The following is a 21,451-nucleotide window of genomic DNA, read 5'->3' on the forward strand; positions in this document are numbered from 1 at the left end:
CCTGATTTCAGGCGTTTTTAGGAGGAGGTGACGACGCAATCGGCGTCGTCAAACAGAAGGTTGACGCGTATCGAGTCGTCCCCTATTGTCTCATGCCGTTTTCCATGGCGTCAAGAACAACCGTGATCGCTTCAGAAAGTGTCGTCGAGAGCGTAGCGCCGGCCGCCGCCTTGTGACCGCCTCCACCAAACTGGCCGGCGATTTGCGAAACATCTAACGTGGAGCGACTGCGGAAACTGGCTTTGATGCCGCCGTCTGGCAGTTCAATAAACAGCACCGCCGCTTTCACGCCTTGAATGACGAGCATCATGTTGATCGCGTCTTCGGTATCGCTGGTTGTCGAATCCGTCGCTTGAAAATCTTCCAGCTTGGCGGTGCTGTACGCCAAACGTCCGCTGTCGGTCACGGCGACCTTCGCCAAGATGCGTCCGCGCAATAGAACCCGCGCCAATCGATCCCGTTCGTACAGATCCGCATACACGGCCGGCGGCGATGCGCCGGCTTCCATCAGGCCGGCGATAGCGCGATAGGTGCCGCTGGTGACCGAGCCGAAGCGAAACCAACCGGTGTCGGTCGCGATCGCCGTGAACAGTTGCGACGCGGTCTGCGGCGCGAGCGAAAGCCCCCACGCTTGAGCCGCTTCGTAGACCAGTCGTCCCGTCGCTTCGGAAGTGGAGTCTTTAAAGACTTCAGCGCCTAGATCATCTTCGCTCACATGGTGATCGAGCACGAACTTCGGTCCGACGAAGGCTTTCAACACTTCCCCCATTTCGGCCAATTGGATCCACGCACCGGTATCCAGCACCATGAAAGCGTCAAACGTGCCGACCAGCGCCGCGGCGGTGACGTCGCGACCGAGCACGCGGACTTCGTTGGTCGGATCGATGAACGCGAGATGCGGAGGCGTTTCGGAAGCATTGACGATCGTCGCTTCTTTTCCCAACTGGCGCAGCAGTGCGGCCATCGCGAGTTCGCTGCCCAGCGCATCGCAATCAGGGCGAACGTGGCTAGTCAGAAGAAATCGCTGATAAGGCGCGATGGCGGCGGCTAGTCGTTTCCAGTCAATGCTCATGGTTGCTATCTCGATCCTCAGGCGACGCGCGGCGTCAGCCAATCGCTGTAAGAAAGTTTTACGGCTTCGACATCTTGGTGAATCTGACTGGTCAGTTGCTGTACGTCGTTAAATGTATGAACGTCACGCAACCGCGCCAGAAAGGCCAACTCTAACGGTTCGCCATACAGCGAACCGGCAAAATCAATCAGATGCGCTTCGACCTTGGCCTGACCTTCGCCAAACGTCGGGTTCGGCCCAATATGAATCGCTGCGGCGTGCGTCAGCTCTTGGCGAACGACATAGCCGGCGTAGACGCCGTGGGCGGGAATGATGGTGTCGATCGCTTCGAGGTTGGCCGTCGCGAAACCAAGGGATCCGCCCCGTCCGGCGCCATGCGTCACCATCCCGCGCAGGCGATAAGGTTCGGTCAACATGCGGCGCGCGGCCTCGACATCGCCGCCGGCGATCGCCTGACGGACGCGACTGCTCGAAATGATCTCGTCATGACCGGCGAGTTGCATCGGTTCGACGATTTCGAGCGCCATCTGGTGTTGTCGGCAAAGCTGACCCAACAGCGCCGTGTTTCCTTGGCGATTTCGACCAAAGTAAAAGTTGGGGCCTTCGACCATCGCTTTGGCTTGTAATTGGTCAACGACGATCTGTTGGAAGAAGGCTTCGGCCGAGAGTTCCAACAGCGCCCGATTGGTCGGATAGGCGATCATCGCATCCACTCCCAGTTGCGCAAGCAGCTGCGCTTTGCGACGCGTCCAGGTGAGCGGCGGCGGCGTTTGATCAGGACGCAGCAAGCGAACCGGATGCGGATCAAACGTGAAGACCACCGTCGGACCATGCACGGCGCGCGCTTGACGGCGTATCGATTCCACGATCCGGGCATGCCCTAAATGGACGCCGTCAAAATTTCCGATGGTAAGCGCGCCGCCCAAAACCTCTGGGGGGACATGCTCCAAGTCGTGCAACAGTCGCACGCGGCTCCCTAACTTGAATGGGGGGATGTTCGACGAAACTGCTTATTTTTGTTGGTCTTACCGCTTTCGACAAGCGACTTCGCAGGTTCCGGCGATGTTTCTATGAAATATGGCGCAGTTTGGCGCGAATAAAAGACGGAAATGCGTGATTGGCTTAAGATTTATCTCGAACCGGCGATTCGCCGCATCCAATCGACAGCAGTAGACTTGAGTAATGGCCCTCGCTCGATACTGTAGAGCGAACCACTTTTATCCGGCAGTAGAAGGCGCGACGTCGAGACAAGCTATGGAAATCTTGAAATTCGCCTGTAAATCGTGCAACGCCCAACTGCAAGCGGCCGCTTCGGCCTCCGGCGAGGCGTTTGTCTGTCCGCACTGCGAACAATCGATGCGCGTTCCCAAGCCGGGCGACGTCGGCGTGATCCGCAGCGGCGCGAAAGACAAGGAGCCAACCGAATCGGTCGTCTGTCCGGTCTGCAATACCCGCGTCACGATTCAATCGCGCGACCTCGGCAAACGCGTGATGTGTCCTGACTGTCAAACGGCGTTTGTCGCCAAGCTGGCGGCGAAGAAGGCGCCGGCCAAACAAGTCGAGATGTCGGATGACGACATCTACAGCTTGAAGGAAGCGACCCACGACGACACTTCCTCGAAGCAGATGGCCGCACGTTACTTTGAAGAAGCGGAGCGGCAAACCCGCGCTGAAAAAGAACGTCCCAATCTGTCAGACAAGCCTTACCGGAAAATGGTGGAAGAACGAGCGGCGGCGCAATTTGACGCCGACATCCCGCCGGAGACCAAGCGTGCAAGTCTTACGCCGGAAGACTACGATCCCCGTTCGACGCGCGTGAAGTATCCCCTTTCGCTTTCGGCGGACGCGATTGCGACCGACGTCAAATTTTTCCTCGAAATTCAATTTTTGACGCGTTGGATCGTCATCGCGATAGCGACCGCCGTCGTCTTTTACATGGCGATCAACGCCGTCGCGCTCGGCTCGGGGGCCGCCGACTTCGGCGCGTACTTCAATAGTTTTGCGCTGACCACGATGACGGTGGTAGTCGGCGCGATCGTGCTCGTTTTTTTGGCGTCCGCGTTCATGAACATTTCGACCTCGATCGCGAGCGGCGTGAGCCAATTGGAATGGCCCGAGACCCCGATCTTTGAGCGAATCATGGAAACGATCTTTTTTGTCGTCGCGTTGATCTTGGCGCTGACCCCGGCGGGGCTCGTCGCGGCGATGGTTAATCCTTGGCTCGCGGCGCCGCTGGGGATCTTGGGCTTTTTCCTCTTTCCCTACTTCTATCTCGCGCTGCTCGATTCGGGTTCCCCGATTGTCCCCTTTAGCGGCGCGATCCTGGCGGCGATGGGACGCAAACTTCACAAATGGCTTTTGTTCTACATCGTGACCGGGGGCGTTTTGCTCGGCATCCTGGTTTTGGGCGCTCTGGGCTATTATTTTTCGGGCGAACAGTACAAATACGCCAAGTACATGGTGTTGCCGGCCGGAGTTTTGGCGACCGGATTTTTGCTGTTTTACGCGGTTTGGCTCGGAAAATTGGGGTGGGAATGCTCGCAGGACACGGGGGAAACGCCCGAGAAGCCGCGTGTCGCCTGATACCGCCCTCAACGTGGAGTCTCGTCTGCGGTATTATGGCTCCCATGAACCGCAGCGAAATGGAAAAACTAGCGAAGTCGCTCCGAGCTGGACGCGTCTCGCTTCCTGATTTTATGGATCAAGTCACCCAAATGGCGACGCCGCAGCCGGCTGCCAAGACGGCTCAACTCGCGGGCGCATCGCTTGACCTGGATCGGTCTGCGCGGTGCGGATTCCCCGAAGTCGTCTATGGCGAAGGGAAGTCGGCCGAAACCATCGTCGAGATCTTTCGACGCCAGCTGCAGTCAGGCGAATCGTGTCTGGCGACGCGCATTGATGCCGACAAAGGGGCGATTCTCTCGGCCGAGTTTTCGACCGCGATTTATAACCCGATCGGACGGACGGTTCGGTTGGGCGAAGCAAAACAGAAGCCGCTGGGGAAGGTCGGATTGATTACGGCCGGCTCCAGCGATTTGCCGGTCGCCGAAGAAGCTCGGGAAACGCTGATATGGATGAACGTCGATGTGACGACGATTCATGATGTCGGCGTCGCCGGACCTCATCGCTTACCGGAACGGATCGGCGAATTTGCCGATTGCGACGCTGTCATTGTTGTCGCCGGCATGGAAGGAGCGCTTCCGAGCGTCGTCGGCGGCTATCTTGCTTGTCCCGTGATTGCGACTCCGACTAGCGTTGGTTACGGCGCTAGTTTCGGCGGAGTCGCCGCTCTGCTTGGGATGCTTAACAGTTGCGCCTCGAACGTCACGGTGGTAAACATCGACGCCGGATTTCGAGCCGCCTATAACGCAGGACTCATTGCGACGCGTCGGCGTCGCTAAGACAAAGGAATTCAAGGATGGACCGAACTAAACGCAAAGACGACGCTGGACCCGCATTGCTTCGCTTGCAACCGCGCAAGACCAACAGCCACAAAGGGGACTATGGTCGCGTTTTGGCTGTCGGCGGTTCGCCCGGCATGTCAGGCTCCATCACTTTGACCGGCGTCGCATCCCTCCGCTGCGGCGCAGGACTGACGACGATCGCAGCGCCCAAAAGTCTGCAACCGCTGATCGCGCAGTTCGAAGCTTCGTGCATGACGATCGGACTTTCGGAAGATCGCAACGGCCAGTTGCCGATGCACGCGCGAGCAGAAATCGCCAAAGCGGCCCGTATTTCGGATGTGGTTGCGGTGGGGCCCGGACTTGGCCGCTCGCATGGTCTCGATCTGTTGATCAAAGATCTCTATTGCGATTTGACCACGCCGATGGTGGTCGACGCCGATGCGATCAACGCGTTGGGATCGCGTGAAAATCCGCTCGCTGCGCCAGGCGGACCGCGCGTTTTGACGCCGCACCCAGGCGAGTTCCGCCGTTTGGCCCACAATCGTGAGCTGCCCAAGGGACGCTGGACCGATGTCGCCGCCGACATGGCCAAACAAAACGGCGTCGTTCTCGTTTTAAAGGGGCATCGTACCACGGTGACCGACGGCGACCATGTCTATTCCAATGAGACCGGTAACCCCGGCATGGCGACAGCCGGCGCCGGCGACGTACTGACCGGCGTCATTGCAGCGCTGTTAGGGCAAGGGATTCCCGCATTCGAGGCCGCGCAGCTCGGCGTTTATCTGCACGGTTTGGCCGGTGACTTGGCGGCGAAAGCGATCGGCAGCGACGGACTGATCGCCTCGGATTTGCTGGACTATCTAGAAGCTGCGTTTCAACAGCATCGCCGCCGACGTTAGACGTTCGTAGCGATCGTAGCGTTTGCCCCCAGGTTAGGTGTGGGAAGCCGTACGCAAATTGCGCTTGGATTGCGCCTGCGCCGGGAGTATTCTTTCCAGTGCGACGACTGTGATTTCTTTCGACTTGAATTTCACCGTAGGTCGCGTTGCTCAAGGATATGAGCGACGCCGACGCCGTCACCTGGAGTCGTTGAAACATTCGCTGGATCGATCCGCTGATGTTTCCGAAATGTCAGATACGAGAGAGGCGAACCGGCTTTCACGCCAGGGAGGACATGGCGCTATGAATCAAACGATGAATGCAGTCGTTTACGAGAAAAACGGCGAAACTTACATTTGGGCTTTTTCCGCCGAAAACGAGCGAGCCGCCCTCGGTTCGATTTGTGAATTCGCGCACCGCAACGATCTCTCTTTGGATTGGGAAGACGCCAATCTGATCTGGCAACGAATGGGGCAGCAGCCCGAGACGATCCATGCCCGCGATCTGGCGCGGATGATCACGCAACGTCTTCCGTAAGGGGACTTCCCGCAGCGACGAAATGCCGGTTTTCGTTTTGCGACCCTATCTCAAATAGGGGAGAAACGGCTCTCGGCCCGTTCGGTCACTGTCGTTTTGGCGTCGATCTAGGTAAGATCGAAGAAATCGAAACTTACCCGACGATGTGATAGTCAGGACTCAGATATGCTGCCGCGGCGCGAGATTTTTCCGAATGTGATCGAGATGAACTTTCAGGCAGGCCACTTGTTGGGCTGCAATGTTTATCTGATCTTTGCCGACAACCAATGGATTTTGATCGACATCGGCTACGAAGAAGTGGTCGACGAGATCATCGAGTTGATTCGTCAGCTGGATTTTCCGTTGTCGCATTGCCAGACGTTGGTCGCGACGCATGCCGACGTTGATCACATCCAAGGTTTGGCCAAAGCGAAGCAAACGCTCGGCACGACGATCACGTCGCATCCCTTGGCGGTTGAGCCGCTCCAGCAAGGGGACAAGCTGATCACCTTCGCCGAAATCGCGGCGCAGAACATCCATCTCGAGATGCCGCCGGTTCAGATCGAGCATCAAGTCAACGACGGCGACGTCATCACGGTCGGCACGCTAAAGCTGGAAGTCTGGCACACGCCGGGGCATACCGACAGCCAGCTAAGTTTTCGGATGGGCGATTTGCTCTTCTCCGGCGACAACATCTATCGCGACGGCTGCGTCGGCGCGATTGACGCGCATCACGGCAGCGACATTCCCGCGTTCATCAAGTCGCTGCAGCGGATTCGAGCGAGCGACGTAAAGTGGCTCTTGCCCAGTCACGGACCGATCTTCCGCAAAGATGACGCGCTGCTCGACAAGACGATTGCGCGTCTCGAGTCGTATCAGCACATGGCCGATTTTGGCACTTGCGCCGTCGATTGGCCGCTGATGGATGATTGGGAAGACGAGATCATCGAAGGCAAGCTGCCGCAGTAGTCGCAGTGCGAATCCCCCCGCTCGCCAGGACTGCCTCAACACAATTCGATCGTATTGTGACGGTTCTAGCGGATTTTCGTTAAGCGACGTCTCCCTCGATAGCCGAAAGATAGAGCAGCGGAACCGTCGTCGACCGTCGGCCGCGCTACGGTTTTCGTGGAAGCACTAAAAGTTTTTGGGGGGAAACGATGTTGAAGCGCATCGTCTTGGGACTCATTGTCGCGACAGCATTGCTATCGGCGACCCAATCGGCCGACGCTGGCGAACGCGCCTTTGGCCGCGTTTGGGGCGGAACTTACGGCACGTATGACTGGGAGCGGTTTTACCACTACCCCTACGTCTACTACCCGCAGAACTTCTACGGCGAAGACTACTACCGCAGCAGCGAGAGTCTGTACTATCGCTATCCGGCCGAAATGCGAATTCCGGTCTACAACAAAGGGTGGCAAAACTACTACCCCAACGGCCGCTTGTACCACAACGGCCATCAGTTCGAGCTCGACGTCTTTTAATCGACGCGCCGAACCGATCGCACAAACAAAAAAGCGGAACGCCCGACTAGGCGTTCCGCTTTTTTAATGCGTGCAGAGAACTCTCTGTAAAAAGTGGGGGCCCCTGTGCGGACCAATGGCAGCTGCTACGCCAGGTCCTTGGCCAACAGAGAAAACTTGCGATCGTAAGTATCGATGGTGTCGAGCTTGTCTTCCAGTGAGCGAAGTGCTTCGATTTGTTTTTGAGTCGTGTCTGACGATTCTGGCGCCGCGGTCGATTTTTGTTCCAAGCGGTCGATCAATTGGCGCAAAACATTTAACCCTTTCAGCGCGGAATGCCAGCGGGGACGTTCGCCCGGTCCCGAAACGAAATCCCACATTTGCGGTTCGCCCGGCTCATAGTCGTGCTCGAATCCAAGGGACCAGGCGAGTTCTTCATGATTGAGACCAGCGTTGGGATCAAAGTCTCGGATCATTTCATTGATGCGAAGTAAGATTCGTTCGCAACGAAAATTCGCCATGGCTTGGGCTCCTGATTCAAGCTGTGAGTGTTATGACAAATTTTTTTACAGAAGAACACGCGGTCGCGCCGCTTGTATTAAAACTGACGGCAGAAGGTCTCGTAGACTTCAACGCTCTTTTCCAGCTGATCGATCGCCAGCCATTCGTCGTGCGTGTGGGCTTGGGCGATGTCGCCGGGGCCGCAAACAACAGTGGGTACGTCTCCTTGGCTAAGGATTGCGCCGTCGGTTCCGTACGGAACGCCGATCGTTTTCGCTTGGATGTCGCATTGCTGCAGCGTGGCGACCAGCGCCTCGGCCAGCGCTTGATTGTGGGTCGGCGCCAGGCCGGGCGAAATAATGAACGGCTGGTCGTGCACGATCCAGTCAGGATCGCCCAACTGCTGGGCGACAAAGTCGATCGCCGCTTGTTGGGCGACCAGTGGATTATCGCCGGGCGCCAGGCGTCGATCGATTTCGATGCTGCAATGATCGGGGACCGTGTTGACGCTGACGCCGCCGCTGATGATTCCGACGCTTAGCGTTGGGCCGCCGACCAGCGGTGAGATGGAGCCTGGCAGTTGGGTCGCGTGCTGTTCGAGCGCGTTGACGATTTTCGACATGCGGTAGATCGCGTTGGCGCCGATCGACGGATTGCTGCTATGGGCGGCGATCCCTTTCGCGTGACACTTCCAGCGGACAACCCCTTTGTGCGCGACGACCACATCCAACATGGTTGGTTCCGAAACGACAATCGCCGCAGGAGGCCGCGTGAGGAGTTTCGATTGGCCTTCGGTCCAGCCTTGCGTCATGCGTTTGGCGCCGGTGAAGCCATGCTCTTCGTTGACGGCTAAGGCCAACACCACGGCAGGGCGTTTCTCGATCGGCAGATCACGAAAGCGAGAGATCGCCGTCAGCATCGCGGCCATTCCCCCTTTGATGTCGCAGGATCCGCGGCCGTAGACGCGGCCGTCACAAATCTCGGCGGCGAAGGGATCGATCGACATGCCGTCGACGGGGACGGTGTCTTGATGGACTTCGAGCATCAAGATTGGGCGGTCCGGCGGTAGCTTGGACAAGTCGACGGTGGCGATCAGCAAATTTTCACGCTGCGGAGAAACATGCTGGCGTTCGCAAAAATAACCCCAATCGGCGACGTATTGCTCGAGAAACGAAGTCAGCTGGGCCTCGTAGTAAATCTCTCCCTGGACGTCTCTTCCCATGGGATTGACGCTGGGGATCCGAATCAACTGTTGCAGCAGCGCGACGACGTCCGACGTCATAGGGGGGCTCTCTTGAAGAGTTCGACACAAATCACCCCTTCCATCCTATCGAAGCGGCAAAAAGAGGGCCAGCCGAGCAACCGCCGCAGCGTCTATAATAGGAAGCGTTAAGCGAACCCTAGGATCTGGTTTTTTTCATGGCGCGACCACGTACCCGACCTGCCAGCTTGTTGGCCCAAATCTTGAACGATCATGCGTATCCGGCGTACGCGATCGATCAAAATCAGCAGTTGGCGTACTTGAACGACGCTTGTCGACGCGCGCTGGGCGATGCCGCCGACGAGCTGTTGGGAATGAAATGTCGGTACCATGCGGCGGGACAGCTGCCGCCGCGGCAGCAACAAGCGGCCGATCTGGCGCCGCCGCCGGATGTTTTTGCCGGGCTGCGGATGGAAGTTCCTCTTACGTTGCCCACAGGCGATGGCCATAGCAGCGCTTACAGCGTGCAATTCTCTCCGCTCCAGTGCGACGGGGGCGCTTTTGGCGCACTGGCGATCTGTTATCCGCAAGTCGGAGCAGGGGAGGGGACCCAAGCCGATCAACGGCATGATCAACTGCGGGTTTGGCGGCGCAGTTGGCGCAAGCGATTCGCCACGAGTCGTTTGATCGGTGAGAGTGAGTCGATTAGCCGAGTGCGTCGTCAAATTGCCTTGTCTTCGACAACGCGGCTGCCGGTGGTGATTTTTGGTCCCGCCGGCAGCGGACGAGAGCATGCCGCGCGGACCGTCTGCTATGCGCTGCATGGAGAGGGGAGCGGCCCGGTGATCTCGATTCGCGGCGAATTAATGGACGCCGAGTTGATTCAAAGCGCCGTGCGCTCGTTCGTGCGGCGCTGTAAAGAAGCGGATGACGCTTCGAATGCGTCGTTGATCTTGTTGGACGCCGATCAATTGCCAGGAGACGCGCAGTCCGAACTCTTTCATCTGCTGCGATTGATCGACATGGACCTGCGGATCGTATCGACCGCGCGGCAGTCGCTGTTGGAAGTGGCCGAGCATGGAAAATTTCGAGAGGATTTGGCTTTTCAGTTGTCGACGATCGAAATCGCGCTGCCCCCGCTGTGTGATCGCCCTGAGGATATCCCGCTGTTGTCGCAGGCATTGATCGAACAACACAATCTCGAAGGCGCTAAACAATTGCGTGGCCTGACCGAACATGCGGCCGATGTGCTGCTCGACTACGATTGGCCTGGCAATATTGACGAACTCGCGGCGGTGATCGCCGAAGCGGCGGCGGCGACCGACTCGGTCTGGGTCGATGCCGAGCATTTGCCGAAAAAGATTCGCCATGCCCGCGACGCGAAGCGGTTTGCGGCCAAGCCGGCCGAACCCATCCAATTGGACGCCTTTTTGGCGCAGGTCGAAGAAGAGTTGATTCGCCGTGCCCTGGAACAGACAAAAGGGAACAAATCGAAGGCGGCCGAGCTGCTTAGCGTCTCCCGAGCACGGTTGCATCGTCGGCTCGAAGCTTCGGAATCGGACTCGGAGCCGAGCGACGGCTAGAATTGCGTCCGGTTGTCATCCTATTCTCTCGAACTTACCATAATTTCCAGTAGTTGAATGGCGCCACGATCGATATGCGTGTTACACGAGACCGACGGCCGCTGGGCGGTCGCTTTGAAAGCGGCGGCTGGCGATTTGCCGATTCGGGAGACGCGTAGTCTCGAGCGTTGGCTCCCTCAATTTCGGGCGAGCCCCGCTTCAATATTAGCGATTGCGGCGCCCCGTGGTTGCGACGCTGTCCGATTTGCACGCTTGCTGGAAGCGTCCGCTCAATTGCAGCGCAAGTTTCCTGACATGTGTTTGGTGGTGCTGTTGGCCGAAGAGGATCGCAGTTTGGCGACCACCGCTTACGAGGCAGGCGCCGCTTGGGTGCAGATCGGGCGCTGGCGTCTCGACCCCCTGATTCGCTTGGTGCGACGTCGCCAGGCACAATTTCCTGATCTCGCTGCGGAAACGCCGATCGATTCGATCTGGCGATCGCTTCCGTGGAGAGAACATCCCGAATAGTTGACAAGGCCGGAGTAAATTTGCATGTCCGATTCGCAGCCGCAAGTTCCTGACGTGATTCGCGTTCTTGATAAGTTGGCCGATCCTTTCTCGGGTCGCCCCGTGACGAAGACGGACCAGGTGAAAGAGATTGATCTGCTGAACGGCGACCTGTCGTTTACGTTAGAGCTGACGACGCACTCGGCGCCGTTGTGGGAAGAAACGAAGCAGAAGGCGATCGACTTGCTGAAAGCCGAGTTGCCGCAGCTGAAAGAGATTCGCGTCAATCTGGCCGAACATACGCGCAAGATCGAAGCGATCGGCCAGGTCGGACTGACCGTGCGCAGCGTGATCGCCGTCGGGTCAGGGAAGGGGGGCGTGGGAAAGAGCACGATCGCCGCGAGTCTCGCGTTCTCGTTAAAGAATGCCGGCGCCAAGGTCGGCTTGTTAGACGCCGACGTCTATGGTCCCAGCGTGCCGCACTTGTTGGGATTAAGCGGACGGCCAGAACTGATCGCCGAAAAGAAGATTGCTCCGCTCGAGCGCGACGGCGTCAAAGTGATGTCGATGGGATTTCTGGTCGAACCAGAACGAGCCGTCATCTGGCGCGGCCCGATGTTGCACGGCGCGATCACCCAATTCTTGCGCGACACCGCATGGGGCGAACTCGACTATCTGATCATCGACATGCCGCCGGGGACCGGCGACATTGCGTTGACGCTCAGTCAGTTGTTGCCGCTAACCGGCGCCGTGGTCGTTTGCACGCCGCAAGATGTGGCGCTGCTGGATGCGGTCAAAGCGATCGCGATGTTCAAGACCGTGAAGATTCCGGTTTTGGGCGTGGTCGAAAACATGAGCGGTTTCATTTGTCCTGACACCGGCAAAGAGTGGGATATCTTTGGCAAAGGGGGCGCAAAGAAGAAGGCGGACGAAATGAACGTGCCGTTTTTAGGAGACGTGCCGATCACCATCTCGATCCGCGAAAAGGGAGACCAAGGCGCAGCGCCGCAAGTGGTTCAAGATGAGCAAACGGCCCCTTATTTTCAGGCGATTTGCCAAAACCTGGTGCGCGGCTTGGCGGAAAATGCCGCCGCCAACCCGCCGATGCCGACCTTAACGGTGCTGTAAATCGCAGTTTGGCGAAATAGGCGAACAAGAAAAGGATAGAGCCGCCAAGTTGGCGGCTCTTTCTCGTTGTATCGCTGTGCATGAAGCAAAGAGACTAGGCGGTTTTCTTCGCAGTCTTCTTCTTCGCAACTTTCTTCTTCTTCACGGTCTTCTTCGGCGAAGCCTTTTTGGCGACCTTTTTGGTAGCCTTCTTGGCGACCTTCTTTTTGACAGGCGCCTTTTTGGTCGACTTCTTAGCGACCTTCTTTACGGCCTTCTTGGCGACCTTCTTTTTGGTTGCCTTTTTCGGCGAAGCCTTTTTGGCGACCTTCTTGGCGGTCTTCTTCTTTGCAACTTTTTTCTTAGTGGCCACGATACGTCCTCCGTTCGTTAGCGCCGCCGACGTGATTCGCTCATGCAACTTCCTACCATGGAAGAATGCCCAATGAACAAAAGCGCCGGCAACAAAACAATAATTCCTACGAAGCGTTCTCGTCGCCGTGCAGCTAAGTGAATCGCTTCGCTCTAGCAATTGGCCCCTGCTAGACAAAGTTGTTTTAAGTTGTACGCATAATCGGATTTATTGCAACACGTTTTCCACACAATTTGTAGCGTGATGAACAGAACGTGCAACTTTTTACATCGCGAGCAGCGCGCAACAACGATGTGCGAAGAGACGCGCGGCGCATGTTGCGGCAACCAACAATAGCGCGAGCGCGCGATAGCGCAGCGCTGTTTCATCTTGCGCTGGCGCATCGTTCAATAAAGAGAAACGACGCTGCCGCCGGCAAGGTGAATCGATGGTTGCGGACGCTGTTGTTTGCGTCCCATGATCCAACGTTCATGCGGCGTAATTACTTGATAGTAAAGGGAGTTCCGCACTTTCGGTTGCGCTGTCACGTTGTGTGAATTCGCGCTCAGGTAACTGCGCCAAGCCGCTTGCGCATGACTTGATCGCAAGTGAATTGGATCGACTCCATACCAACTTGAATGCGGCTCAATAAACGTTGCGCCGCACGTCGCCGCTTCGTCGCGCAGTCGTTGATCAACCTCCTCAGCGCGCTGCAACGTGGTCCTCAAATCCATGCGGCTGCGCGGGATCAGGAAAGTGCGAAAAAAATAAAACGCAGAGGCGTTTAATCGCCGAACGCGCGCAAGAGGCAAGCCGACGAGCGTGATCTTGGCGTTCAAACTGCATAATCGCGCCAGACATTCACTCACCCACGTGATGATCGTTTCTACGTTGCGACCATACAGAATGTCGTTGCCGATGTCGGTCACGACGGCGGTGGTCGCTTGCGGTGGTTGCGCTTGGGCCGCGTTCCAAAGTTCGCACTGTAAGATGCTGGGCAAGCGTCGCATTGCGAAGTAACTGGTCGATCCAAAAGATCTTCCGCGTCCGCCTGCGATCAGCATGTTCATGCGCGGCCCAAAGGATTGATCGGCCAGACGAATGACCGATCCCAATGACTGCGCGACGTTGCTCGCGCCAAGTACGATGCAGCGTTGTGAAGTTGGATCAACAGTCGGAGAGACCGGTGCGCTACCAGGGACGTCCGCCAAAGGAATTCCCTCCGGAGAGTTGTTGGTAGTTACCCATCGCCAACAGAGCGAACATGATCACCAGAAACGAATCGCCGAAATTCGCGCCGAACAAGATCACCAGTCCCGCGAAGGCCATCGATGCATAGAGCGAGTATTGCAGGCCGTTCACGCGATTGAACCAGAGAAATAGTTCGCGTGCGATCTGTCCACCGTCAAGCGGATAAACCGGCAGCAAATTTAAAACGCCCCAACCGATATTGATGAACAAAATGATCCAAACTAAGGCGCGAATTGCATGGGTGCCCGCCCCCAGGACTTCGTTGCCTGGTCGAAGCAGTTCTAGCGCCAACGGCGGCCGCCCAGAGAGATAGCCTGCTCCCACAAGAATGAGAAAGGTGAGTCCCGCGAAACAAAAGCCAGCCAATGGTCCGGCGATGGAGATCGTAATTCGCGCCCAGGTCGAATTGCCGGCGCGTCGATACGATGCGCCATGCGGTGAGAAGCCAGGGTCATAGCTCGCCAACCCGCCAAAATGATAAAGCGTGATTTGCGGCGAGAAGCCATACCAGCGCATGAACATGGCGTGCCCCAACTCATGGATCAAGATCGATAAAAAGATGACCGCAATCGCAATGACCACGACGCGCGGATCCGACGTGCCGACATCCCCCCGACTGAACGCTTGCCCAAACTGATAGCCGAGTAAGAACGCCGTGATCCAGAAATAGACGCTGATCCGGACAGGAATGCCGAAGGCGGAAAACTGGATATCGTAGCTGGTTGGTTGAGGAGCAGAGAGATTCACGTCGTATCCTGAGAGAAAGCAAAGCGAGTTGTCGACCAAATTCTAGCACGAAGCGCGGTTGGACTCGATCCGAAACGAAAAACGCCGCACATCTCTGCGCGGCGTTTTCGTTAACGGAATGTACCCAGAGCGTTAGTCGAGCTCTTTGATCATGATGTTTTTCCAGCGAACTTGCGTGCCCGCTTTCTCTTTGTCGCCGCCGATGCCGTGAACTTGCAGCGCGATCAAACCTTTCGACGTGAGGCCATCTTTCAGGTCGGCCGCCGGAACTCCATTGATCCAGGTCTTGATCGAATCGCCGCGGCACTCGATGCGGTAATGGTTCCAGTCATCTTGCTTGAACGCTTTGCCTGCTTCCGGATTGTTCTTCAGATCGTTCAACCAGCCACGACGAGCTTCGTCATAGATGCCGCCGCTCCAAGCGCGAGCCGAAGGGTCGATCTCGACTTGATATCCGTGGACGCGATCCTTGGCCATCTTTTTCATTTTACCATCGCCAAAGTCAACTTCTGTGGCTTCGGGAAAGACCTGGCTGCGGATCTGGATGCCGGAGTTTAGTTTCGGATCGACTTTGAAATCGACTTCCAAGATGAAGTCGCCATATTCTTTGTTGGTGCAAAGGAAAGTGTTGGGCGTATTCAGCGTCGACGTGCCGACGATCTCGTCTCCTTCAATCGTGTAGACCGCTTTGCCGCCGTGCTGCGTGAAGCCTTCCAGATTTTTGCCGTTGAATAGCGGCTTGAAGCCATCGGCGTCCGCCGCCAGCGAGAAAGAGCAAGCGACCAATCCAAGCAGCAGCGCCGAGGCGATTCGTTTCAACATACTTAGGTTCCAGGGGTAGGGCAGGGGGGTGATTGATTGGTTGTCAAAATCTCAGGATAGTTGAGTATCTGCGCGTTGTCGATTAGTTGTCCAGGTTTTGGCCGCCAGATTGCCTATCGCACTCGATGGCAAGCGAAAATAGTCGCTATTTCGCGTGAAATGCCATTTCCGCGGCGAGGCGACTATAATGTCCCTTCTCGCAGATTGCTTCCTGCCAGTTCGTTTCCCTCCCCCCTCAACTTATTCACCTCGCTATTGGAGATTCCCAATGAAGCTTCGATTCCTCCAGATTGCCGCGACGGCAATTGGTCTGTCTGCGCTCTTTGCGACTAGCCGCCTCCAGGCCGAAGTCCAGGTACCGGCTCTCTTTACGGACCACATGGTGCTACAGCGCGATCTGCCGGTCGTCGTTTGGGGCACGGCCGCCAAGGGCGAAGAGGTCGCCGTCTCGGTCGCTTCGTTGGCAGGCAAAGCGACTGCCGACGCCGACGGGCATTGGAAAGTCACGTTGGGCGAGTTGCCGGCAGGCGGCCCGCATCGCTTGGTGATCCAAGGCAAGAACGAAATTGCAATCGAAGACGTGCTGGTCGGTGAGGTCTGGGTTTGCTCGGGCCAATCGAACATGCAGTGGCCCATTGATCGCGCCATCGACGCCGATCTGGAAGTGCTGACCGCCAAACTGCCGCAGTTGCGTTTGATCACCGTGCCGAACGTCGCCGCGCAGTCGCCCAAGTCTGACTTCAACGGCAAGTGGGACGTCTGCACGCCGGAAACGGTGAAGGGCTTTTCTGCAGTTGGTTTCCTCTTTGGTCGTCAGTTGCAGCAAACGCTCGACGTACCGGTTGGATTGATCGACAACGCGTGGGGCGGTTCGGCGGCCGAAGCTTGGACCAATCGCGACTTGTTGGAAGCGGATACTCGCTATGCCGACATGTTGAAGGGCTGGGACCAACGCGTCGCTGATTACGATGCGAAGCTGGCCGATTACAAAACGGCGCTGGCGACTTGGAATCAGTCGTCCGACAAGAAATCAGCGGACAAGCCGCAGCCCCCCAAAGATCCCGGCGTCAACGGAAACCATCGTCCGGCGAATCTTTATAACGGCGTCTTGAACCCGATCATCGGCTACGGCATCCGCGGCGCGATCTGGTATCAAGGCGAATCGAACGCTGGTCGTCCCGAAGAGTATGGACATCTCTTCCCGATGATGATTCAAAACTGGCGCGACGATTGGGCGCAAGGAGACTTCTCGTTTTATTGGGTCCAGTTGGCGGACTTCAAAGCCGAGAGTCCAGAGCCTGTCGACAGCAGTTGGGCTGCCCTGCGTGAGTCGCAAACCTTCACAATGGACAAGCTGCCGAACACGGGGGAAGCGGTGATCATCGATCTGGGCGAAGGTCGCGACATTCATCCGCGTAACAAGCAAGATGTCGCGAAGCGCTTGGCGCGAATCGCGCTGGCTCGCGACTACGGAATTGCGGTTCCGTATCAAAGCCCTCGCTTCAAAAGCTTGGAAGTGAAAGATGGCAAAGCGCTTGTCACGTTCAACACGTACGGTACGAAGTTGTATTCGTTTGACGCCCAGCAACCGGTTGGCTTCGCGATCGCCGGCGCCGATGGCAAATATGTGTGGGCGACGGCCAAGCTGGTCGGCGACGACAAGGTCGAAGTTTCGAGTCCCAGCGTGAAGGAGCCGGTCAGCGTTCGTTATGCGTGGGCGGACAACCCGGTCTGCACCTTGCAAAACTCGGCCGGCTTGCCGGTGACGCCGTTCCGAAGCGACAAGCCGGAATAAGTGACGTCGGTTCGAGAAGAAGATCCATCGAAAGATCGCTCGCGCTTTTAGTGCGAGCGATCTTTTTCATGCGCAATTTGGAAATCCAAGAAGAATAGAACATGGAGGGCACGGTGAAGATCACGGAAAAACATGGCCGGAAAGCAAGCTTGCCGACAATGGCGAAGGTCCAGTCGATAGGTTCTTCCAACGAAACTCGCGCCTTGGACGAAGGTGATTTTTGCGTAACGGTTCTATGGTCCGGCGCTCCATTCTTCTTCTCCATCCGTAGTTCCAAACCGCGGCGCCGCCTATAATCGGCGCTTTCCTATTTTTCCGTACGCCGTAGAGCAGGGCAGGGGACTTTGGCTGGATTCTTTCGCATCATCTCGATCGCCGCTGCGTCGCTGTTGGCGTTGAATCTTCTGCTGGGGCTGCGGATCGGCGACTATCACGGCGACTACGAAAGTTTGCACGCCCTGGCGGAAGAGTCGCGTCAGCCGCTCGCGCGACGTAATCCGCAAAGTGAAGAAAAACTAGCCGCCCAGATGGCGGTGTGGGACGCAACCCGCTCGCGCGCTAGTTTCCACATTTTAATCGGCATGCTGGGAACGCTGGGTTGTGTCGCCGTTTGCAGCATCGGCGTCACCTACTTTGTCGGCACAAGTCGCTGGTGCAAAGAAGTGACCGAAGCGTACGGTCTCGATCCCCAATGGGCGATCCGCAGTGCAGCGCTCAAGCGTCAAGCGTTTCCCTTGGCGATTAGCAGCATGGTTGCGATGATGGTTTTGGTCGCCATGGGCGGCGTCGCCGCAAGTCCTGACAATTTTCCCCAGTGGTCCGCGGCGATGGCGACTCCCCACTCGATCGCCGCGTTTCTCACGGTCGGCTTTGTGGCGCTCGCTTTGTTTCGTCAAGCGACTTTGATTCAAGAGAACTATCAAATGATCGAAGCGATTACCGCCGCCGTCTCTGCGATTCGAGATGACTCCCACTTCGCGGCGCCGCAGGAGCCGGCCGAATGAGAGCCGTCGTGCAAAGAGTCGCTTCGGCCAGTGTTCGCGTCGAAGGCGAAATCGTCGGCGCGATTCAGCAAGGCCTGCTGGTGTTGCTCGGCGTCGAACCCAACGACACCAGCGCCGATGTCGCCTACTTGGCTGACAAGACGGCGAACCTGCGAATCTTTGAAGATGACGCGGGCAAGATGAATCTCTCGGTGATCGACATCGGCGGCGCGGTGCTGGCCGTCAGTCAGTTCACGTTGTTGGGCGATTGTCGCAAAGGTCGTCGACCGGCGTTCACGGGCGCGGCGCCGCCCGAGTTGGCCAACGTGCTGTACGAAGAATATGTCGCCGCCGTTGGTCGGTTGGGGTTGCCTGTGGAGACCGGCGTCTTCCGCGCGCAGATGGAAGTCTCGCTCCTCAACGATGGCCCGGTGACGCTCCTCTTGGATAGTCGCAAACAGTTTTAGACTTCGTCGGGCGGCGTCGCTTGTTCGCGTGTGAAATGGACGCGGTATTGATTCAGCAGCTTCGTCAGCGCTTTGGCGCTGCGGCCATAGTTGTTCGGCAACAGTTCATCCAAGCGATTGCGTTTTTCGTCTTGCTGAGGGCCCGGCTTGCGATAGAAGCCGGTCATCTGTTGCCCCCACAATCCAGAGTGACTGACCAGCTCTGACTCGAAGCGATCAATCTCGTCCCAGGCGACATGCTGCGACGTGAAAAGATAGCAGTAACGAATCCCGGTCTCATCGATACGTAACCAAGAGCTGCGCGGCCAAATCTCGGCGGTTCCCAGCACGCCGCAGGCGACGAAGAAAAAGCCAGCGACGTACCCGATCTCTTTTCCAGAGATGCCGAGCGCCATGCAGGAGAGCGCCAGAAGCGAACTGGCGCCGGCCATCAACATGGCGCGGCGACCGCTGGGATAAAGCGTAAGCGGGTTTTCCATCAGCGCGTGATCGGAAATGTCTGCGGTTGAAATGTTTGTGGCTGAGTGGCCATCGCCGGCGCTTCTTGCAGCTCTTGCGACGACGGATGGAGATGATAGTGCTCCATCAGCAGCGGATCGCCCACGGCCGCAAACAGCAGCACGGCCAGTTTTGCATAGGTCGAGACGTTGGACCACATGCTATTGGGATTCCAAAACTTGATCGCCGTGCCAAAGGACTTTTTGAATCGCGGTCGAAACGAATGCCATTCGACGCTCCAGATTTCATCGAGGGTCAAGTGGACCATGAAGCCGAGGAAGACGGCGCCCGTTTTTAATAACCGGATATCAAGTTCATCGCCAGACACGACCAGAAACGCGCAGAGCGCCGCGGAGATCGCGGCCGGTACGCTGTGCCACATCCCGCGATGCTTGGTGTATTTTTTGAAAACTTCGGCGACGCCAAACCGGATCACGATGTAGATGATCGCACCGGCGAGTGCGATCGCTTCGGGATCCATGCCGAGCCGGCGAAAACGATCGATCATCAGCATCGGCGCCATTGCGGCGACAAACGCCGAAATTTCTTTCACTGGGCGCCCTGAACCGCTGTCGAGATCTGGCAAGATGCCGGCGATGCTGCACAGCCCTGCGCTCAGCATGCAGGTGGTCGCCGAAATGTCAGGCATGAAAGTATAGGCGGCGGCGCCATAGCCAACGCCGATGATGGTGCTGGTCGTAATGTGGGTGTTGAAACCGGCCATGAGTCCCCTGCTTCCATCCTTTGATTTCTCGAGCGCGACGTACGGGTACCGACGGTCTGCGGTTGTACGCGAAACGTGCGCGGCGACGCCAGTCCAAAACGTTCCGCCGCTAGCATCGCGGCGAAACTGATCTTCGAGCGAAACGATCGGGTCGATATACTGCTTCGCCGCGGTGCGCGTGACCGCACCAAATCAGGAACTTGAGAGAAAGAAGGCGCCGAGCGATGGCGAACGGATACGACGTATTGATGGTGATTGTGCTGCTCGCGGCGACGGCCTGGGGTTTGTACAAAGGGATGGCGTGGCAGATCGCCTCGTTCGCGTCGATCTTCGCCAGCTATGTGTTGTCTGTGCAGCTGCGCGAACCGGTTGCGGCCCTCTTTCCCATGGATCCTCCGTGGAACAAATTGGCGGCGATGCTCGCGCTGTACGTCGGCTGCTCGCTGGTCGTCTGGGTCGGTTTTCGATTCATCTCGAAAACGATCGAAAGCATGAAGCTCAAGGATTTCGACCGTCAGGTTGGCGCCTTGTTGGGCGCGGCCAAGGGCGTTTTGCTCTGCGTGATCATCACGATGTTCTCGGTTTCGTTTGCGACCGGCAATCGTCGCGAAGAGATCGTGCAGTCGAGGTCTGGATACTACATCTCGCATTTTATCGACAAAGCCCAGGCGATCATGCCGCAAGAGGTGCATACCGCCGTGAAGCCGTACATCGACAACTTTCAGCAGCAGATCGGAGATCAACCGCCGATCACGACCGCCAATATTTTTTCCGGCGATCCGGCCCAGCCGACGGCGACCAATCCACAGGCGCCAGATCCGTACCAGGTCATCCCGCAGCAGTGGCAACAGGACGCGCAGCAAGGCTACAACCAGCTGAAGGCCGACTACGGCCAGATCCAGGGAGCGGTCGATCAGGCGCTCCAAAATCCGCAACAAGCAGCCCAGCCGTATGTGAACCAATTTCAGCAGAATTTGCGCGACCAAGTGCAGCGCGAAATCGACCAGCGCTGGGGCGCCGCGACGCAAGGCTATCAACAGCCGAATTACACCCCGCAGCAACAAGGCTACCAGCAGCAAGGTTACGCGCCGCAGCCGGCCTATCCGCAGCAGCAGGGATACTATCCGCAAGGCTATGCACCGCAGCCCAGCGGCCAGCTCCCGCGGTATTGAGCGGCAGCTGAAGTGCGACAAAGGGCCTCGGGGATTCTCTCGGCCGAGCGGTTTTGGTGCAGGGGACCGGTTTTGGCCTAGATCGCTAAAACCCGAGGAAAATGGGCCCACAACCGAACATAAGAAACATTATCGGACGTTGGGGTGGGTTTGCGGTTGGGCCCTGCTTTTCTGGGATATGGCCGGACCTGTGAGCTTCTGGACAGGTTTCTGGTTCTTGGGAGCGTCCTTGGCGCCTGATCTTGTAGGGTCCGCTGTGCGGCCCAAGAATCACTCGTGCGGCGATGGTCCGCACTGCGGACCCTGCGAAAGATTTCAGTGGCGGTCTTGGTCTGGCGCGGTGAGCGGAAAGTGTTGGAGTTCGTGTCACGGTTGGGAGCGGATTTTGGTCGCCAGTTGGGAGCGAAAATCAACTCTCGAAATGTGATCGA

At 57.4% G+C, this 21,451-nt stretch carries 23 protein-coding genes; 13 read left to right on the forward strand and 10 right to left on the reverse strand.

Annotated features, from left to right (window positions below; translation table 11 throughout):
* Positions 1–82 precede the first annotated feature (82 nt).
* Both DSM3645_RS10100 and DSM3645_RS10105 read right to left on the reverse strand, forming a co-directional pair.
* Positions 83–1,072 carry a DHH family phosphoesterase gene (locus DSM3645_RS10100; RefSeq protein WP_002652040.1) on the reverse strand — a complete coding sequence of 330 codons (990 nt, stop codon included), beginning with the start codon at positions 1,070–1,072 and terminating at the stop codon, positions 83–85.
* Positions 1,073–1,089: 17 nt separating this feature from the next.
* Positions 1,090–2,040 (reverse strand): bifunctional riboflavin kinase/FAD synthetase, encoded by a 951-nt coding sequence (locus DSM3645_RS10105; RefSeq protein ID WP_002652041.1) that lies wholly within the window; start codon positions 2,038–2,040, stop codon positions 1,090–1,092.
* Between the two features lie 286 nt (positions 2,041–2,326).
* On the opposite strand from DSM3645_RS10105, the gene DSM3645_RS10110 reads away from it, so the two are divergent.
* The 6 genes from DSM3645_RS10110 (at position 2,327) to DSM3645_RS10135 (ending at position 7,352) form a co-directional block, all read left to right on the forward strand.
* Positions 2,327–3,655: a hypothetical protein gene (locus tag DSM3645_RS10110; RefSeq protein WP_002652042.1), complete on the forward strand. Its 1,329-nt coding sequence runs from the start codon at positions 2,327–2,329 to the stop codon at positions 3,653–3,655.
* A gap of 44 nt (positions 3,656–3,699) precedes the next feature.
* Positions 3,700–4,473 (forward strand): nickel pincer cofactor biosynthesis protein LarB, encoded by a 774-nt coding sequence (gene larB, locus DSM3645_RS10115; protein WP_002652043.1) that lies wholly within the window; start codon positions 3,700–3,702, stop codon positions 4,471–4,473.
* A gap of 17 nt (positions 4,474–4,490) precedes the next feature.
* On the forward strand, positions 4,491–5,375 hold the full coding sequence (locus DSM3645_RS10120; RefSeq protein WP_002652044.1) for an NAD(P)H-hydrate dehydratase: 885 nt from the start codon (positions 4,491–4,493) through the stop codon (positions 5,373–5,375).
* Positions 5,376–5,658: 283 nt separating this feature from the next.
* Positions 5,659–5,892: a hypothetical protein gene (locus DSM3645_RS10125; RefSeq protein ID WP_002652045.1), complete on the forward strand. Its 234-nt coding sequence runs from the start codon at positions 5,659–5,661 to the stop codon at positions 5,890–5,892.
* A 165-nt stretch (positions 5,893–6,057) separates the two neighbouring features.
* Entirely contained in the window at positions 6,058–6,840 is a 783-nt protein-coding gene (locus DSM3645_RS10130) for an MBL fold metallo-hydrolase (RefSeq protein WP_002652046.1), read from the forward strand.
* A 188-nt stretch (positions 6,841–7,028) separates the two neighbouring features.
* On the forward strand, positions 7,029–7,352 hold the full coding sequence (locus DSM3645_RS10135; RefSeq protein WP_002652047.1) for a hypothetical protein: 324 nt from the start codon (positions 7,029–7,031) through the stop codon (positions 7,350–7,352).
* 125 nt (positions 7,353–7,477) lie between these two features.
* Here DSM3645_RS10135 and DSM3645_RS10140 read toward each other — a convergent pair whose 3' ends face one another.
* Together DSM3645_RS10140 and DSM3645_RS10145 are read right to left on the reverse strand one after the other, a co-directional pair.
* Positions 7,478–7,852 carry a hypothetical protein gene (locus DSM3645_RS10140; protein WP_002652048.1) on the reverse strand — a complete coding sequence of 125 codons (375 nt, stop codon included), beginning with the start codon at positions 7,850–7,852 and terminating at the stop codon, positions 7,478–7,480.
* A 77-nt stretch (positions 7,853–7,929) separates the two neighbouring features.
* Positions 7,930–9,114 carry a M20 family metallopeptidase gene (locus DSM3645_RS10145; RefSeq protein WP_002652049.1) on the reverse strand — a complete coding sequence of 395 codons (1,185 nt, stop codon included), beginning with the start codon at positions 9,112–9,114 and terminating at the stop codon, positions 7,930–7,932.
* A gap of 137 nt (positions 9,115–9,251) precedes the next feature.
* Here DSM3645_RS10145 and DSM3645_RS10150 point away from each other — a divergent pair, with 137 nt between their 5' ends.
* From DSM3645_RS10150 to DSM3645_RS10160, 3 genes are all read left to right on the forward strand, one after another.
* Positions 9,252–10,616: a helix-turn-helix domain-containing protein gene (locus DSM3645_RS10150; protein ID WP_040351754.1), complete on the forward strand. Its 1,365-nt coding sequence runs from the start codon at positions 9,252–9,254 to the stop codon at positions 10,614–10,616.
* Positions 10,617–10,694: 78 nt separating this feature from the next.
* Complete coding sequence (locus DSM3645_RS10155) at positions 10,695–11,123, forward strand: hypothetical protein (protein ID WP_002652051.1); 429 nt, start codon at positions 10,695–10,697, stop codon at positions 11,121–11,123.
* Positions 11,124–11,147: 24 nt separating this feature from the next.
* Positions 11,148–12,230 (forward strand): Mrp/NBP35 family ATP-binding protein, encoded by a 1,083-nt coding sequence (locus DSM3645_RS10160; RefSeq protein WP_002652052.1) that lies wholly within the window; start codon positions 11,148–11,150, stop codon positions 12,228–12,230.
* A 94-nt stretch (positions 12,231–12,324) separates the two neighbouring features.
* Here the strand turns inward: DSM3645_RS10160 and DSM3645_RS30430 are convergent, their stop codons facing one another.
* The 4 genes from DSM3645_RS30430 to DSM3645_RS10180 all read right to left on the reverse strand — a co-directional run bounded on the left by DSM3645_RS30430 (position 12,325) and on the right by DSM3645_RS10180 (position 15,381).
* On the reverse strand, positions 12,325–12,582 hold the full coding sequence (locus tag DSM3645_RS30430; protein WP_050769340.1) for a hypothetical protein: 258 nt from the start codon (positions 12,580–12,582) through the stop codon (positions 12,325–12,327).
* A 386-nt stretch (positions 12,583–12,968) separates the two neighbouring features.
* A complete protein-coding gene (locus DSM3645_RS28035) occupies positions 12,969–13,772 on the reverse strand; it encodes a hypothetical protein (protein WP_131282403.1) in 804 nt (267 codons plus the stop codon).
* Complete coding sequence (locus tag DSM3645_RS10175; protein WP_131282406.1) at positions 13,753–14,559, reverse strand: site-2 protease family protein; 807 nt, start codon at positions 14,557–14,559, stop codon at positions 13,753–13,755. Before DSM3645_RS10175 ends, DSM3645_RS28035 begins: the two co-directional genes overlap by 20 nt.
* A gap of 132 nt (positions 14,560–14,691) precedes the next feature.
* Positions 14,692–15,381, reverse strand: a complete 690-nt coding sequence (locus DSM3645_RS10180; protein ID WP_002652057.1) for a 3-keto-disaccharide hydrolase — start codon at positions 15,379–15,381, stop codon at positions 14,692–14,694.
* Between the two features lie 268 nt (positions 15,382–15,649).
* Between DSM3645_RS10180 and DSM3645_RS10185 the strand changes: the two genes are divergently transcribed.
* The 3 genes from DSM3645_RS10185 (at position 15,650) to dtd (ending at position 18,626) form a co-directional block, all read left to right on the forward strand.
* Positions 15,650–17,176 (forward strand): sialate O-acetylesterase, encoded by a 1,527-nt coding sequence (locus DSM3645_RS10185; RefSeq protein ID WP_002652058.1) that lies wholly within the window; start codon positions 15,650–15,652, stop codon positions 17,174–17,176.
* Between the two features lie 344 nt (positions 17,177–17,520).
* The gene (locus DSM3645_RS10190) at positions 17,521–18,180 is read left to right on the forward strand and encodes a hypothetical protein (protein WP_002652060.1); all 660 of its coding nucleotides are present in this window, start codon (positions 17,521–17,523) and stop codon (positions 18,178–18,180) included.
* A complete protein-coding gene (dtd, locus tag DSM3645_RS10195) occupies positions 18,177–18,626 on the forward strand; it encodes a D-aminoacyl-tRNA deacylase (RefSeq protein WP_002652061.1) in 450 nt (149 codons plus the stop codon). Before DSM3645_RS10190 ends, dtd begins: the two co-directional genes overlap by 4 nt.
* Here the strand turns inward: dtd and DSM3645_RS10200 are convergent.
* Positions 18,623–19,105, reverse strand: a complete 483-nt coding sequence (locus DSM3645_RS10200) for a PH domain-containing protein (RefSeq protein ID WP_002652062.1) — start codon at positions 19,103–19,105, stop codon at positions 18,623–18,625. The two genes, dtd and DSM3645_RS10200, sit on opposite strands and share 4 nt — an antisense overlap.
* Positions 19,105–19,848 (reverse strand): metal-dependent hydrolase, encoded by a 744-nt coding sequence (locus DSM3645_RS10205; protein WP_002652063.1) that lies wholly within the window; start codon positions 19,846–19,848, stop codon positions 19,105–19,107. The genes DSM3645_RS10200 and DSM3645_RS10205 overlap by 1 nt, the downstream gene beginning before the upstream one ends.
* Positions 19,849–20,072: 224 nt before the next feature.
* Here DSM3645_RS10205 and DSM3645_RS28040 point away from each other — a divergent pair, with 224 nt between their 5' ends.
* Entirely contained in the window at positions 20,073–21,020 is a 948-nt protein-coding gene (locus DSM3645_RS28040) for a CvpA family protein (protein ID WP_002652065.1), read from the forward strand.
* Positions 21,021–21,451 lie beyond the last annotated feature (431 nt).

This window comes from Blastopirellula marina DSM 3645, from assembly GCF_000153105.1.
Classification (GTDB): domain Bacteria; phylum Planctomycetota; class Planctomycetia; order Pirellulales; family Pirellulaceae; genus Blastopirellula; species Blastopirellula marina.

Bases quoted from the DNA above. Each gene is read 5' to 3' on its own strand.
- DSM3645_RS10110 (WP_002652042.1), top strand. From the start codon at position 2,327: ATGGAAATCTTGAAATTCGCCTGTAAATCGTGCAACGCCCAACTGCAA.
- DSM3645_RS10150 (WP_040351754.1), top strand. From the start codon at position 9,252: ATGGCGCGACCACGTACCCGACCTGCCAGCTTGTTGGCCCAAATCTTG.
- DSM3645_RS10200 (WP_002652062.1), bottom strand. From the start codon at position 19,105: ATGGAAAACCCGCTTACGCTTTATCCCAGCGGTCGCCGCGCCATGTTG.
- DSM3645_RS10160 (WP_002652052.1), top strand. From the start codon at position 11,148: ATGTCCGATTCGCAGCCGCAAGTTCCTGACGTGATTCGCGTTCTTGAT.
- DSM3645_RS10140 (WP_002652048.1), bottom strand. From the start codon at position 7,852: ATGGCGAATTTTCGTTGCGAACGAATCTTACTTCGCATCAATGAAATG.
- DSM3645_RS10180 (WP_002652057.1), bottom strand. From the start codon at position 15,381: ATGTTGAAACGAATCGCCTCGGCGCTGCTGCTTGGATTGGTCGCTTGC.
- DSM3645_RS28040 (WP_002652065.1), top strand. From the start codon at position 20,073: ATGGCGAACGGATACGACGTATTGATGGTGATTGTGCTGCTCGCGGCG.
- DSM3645_RS10145 (WP_002652049.1), bottom strand. From the start codon at position 9,114: ATGACGTCGGACGTCGTCGCGCTGCTGCAACAGTTGATTCGGATCCCC.
- dtd (WP_002652061.1), top strand. From the start codon at position 18,177: ATGAGAGCCGTCGTGCAAAGAGTCGCTTCGGCCAGTGTTCGCGTCGAA.
- DSM3645_RS10205 (WP_002652063.1), bottom strand. From the start codon at position 19,848: ATGGCCGGTTTCAACACCCACATTACGACCAGCACCATCATCGGCGTT.
- DSM3645_RS10100 (WP_002652040.1), bottom strand. From the start codon at position 1,072: ATGAGCATTGACTGGAAACGACTAGCCGCCGCCATCGCGCCTTATCAG.
- larB (WP_002652043.1), top strand. From the start codon at position 3,700: ATGAACCGCAGCGAAATGGAAAAACTAGCGAAGTCGCTCCGAGCTGGA.
- DSM3645_RS10125 (WP_002652045.1), top strand. From the start codon at position 5,659: ATGAATCAAACGATGAATGCAGTCGTTTACGAGAAAAACGGCGAAACT.
- DSM3645_RS10120 (WP_002652044.1), top strand. From the start codon at position 4,491: ATGGACCGAACTAAACGCAAAGACGACGCTGGACCCGCATTGCTTCGC.
- DSM3645_RS10130 (WP_002652046.1), top strand. From the start codon at position 6,058: ATGCTGCCGCGGCGCGAGATTTTTCCGAATGTGATCGAGATGAACTTT.
- DSM3645_RS10135 (WP_002652047.1), top strand. From the start codon at position 7,029: ATGTTGAAGCGCATCGTCTTGGGACTCATTGTCGCGACAGCATTGCTA.
- DSM3645_RS10185 (WP_002652058.1), top strand. From the start codon at position 15,650: ATGAAGCTTCGATTCCTCCAGATTGCCGCGACGGCAATTGGTCTGTCT.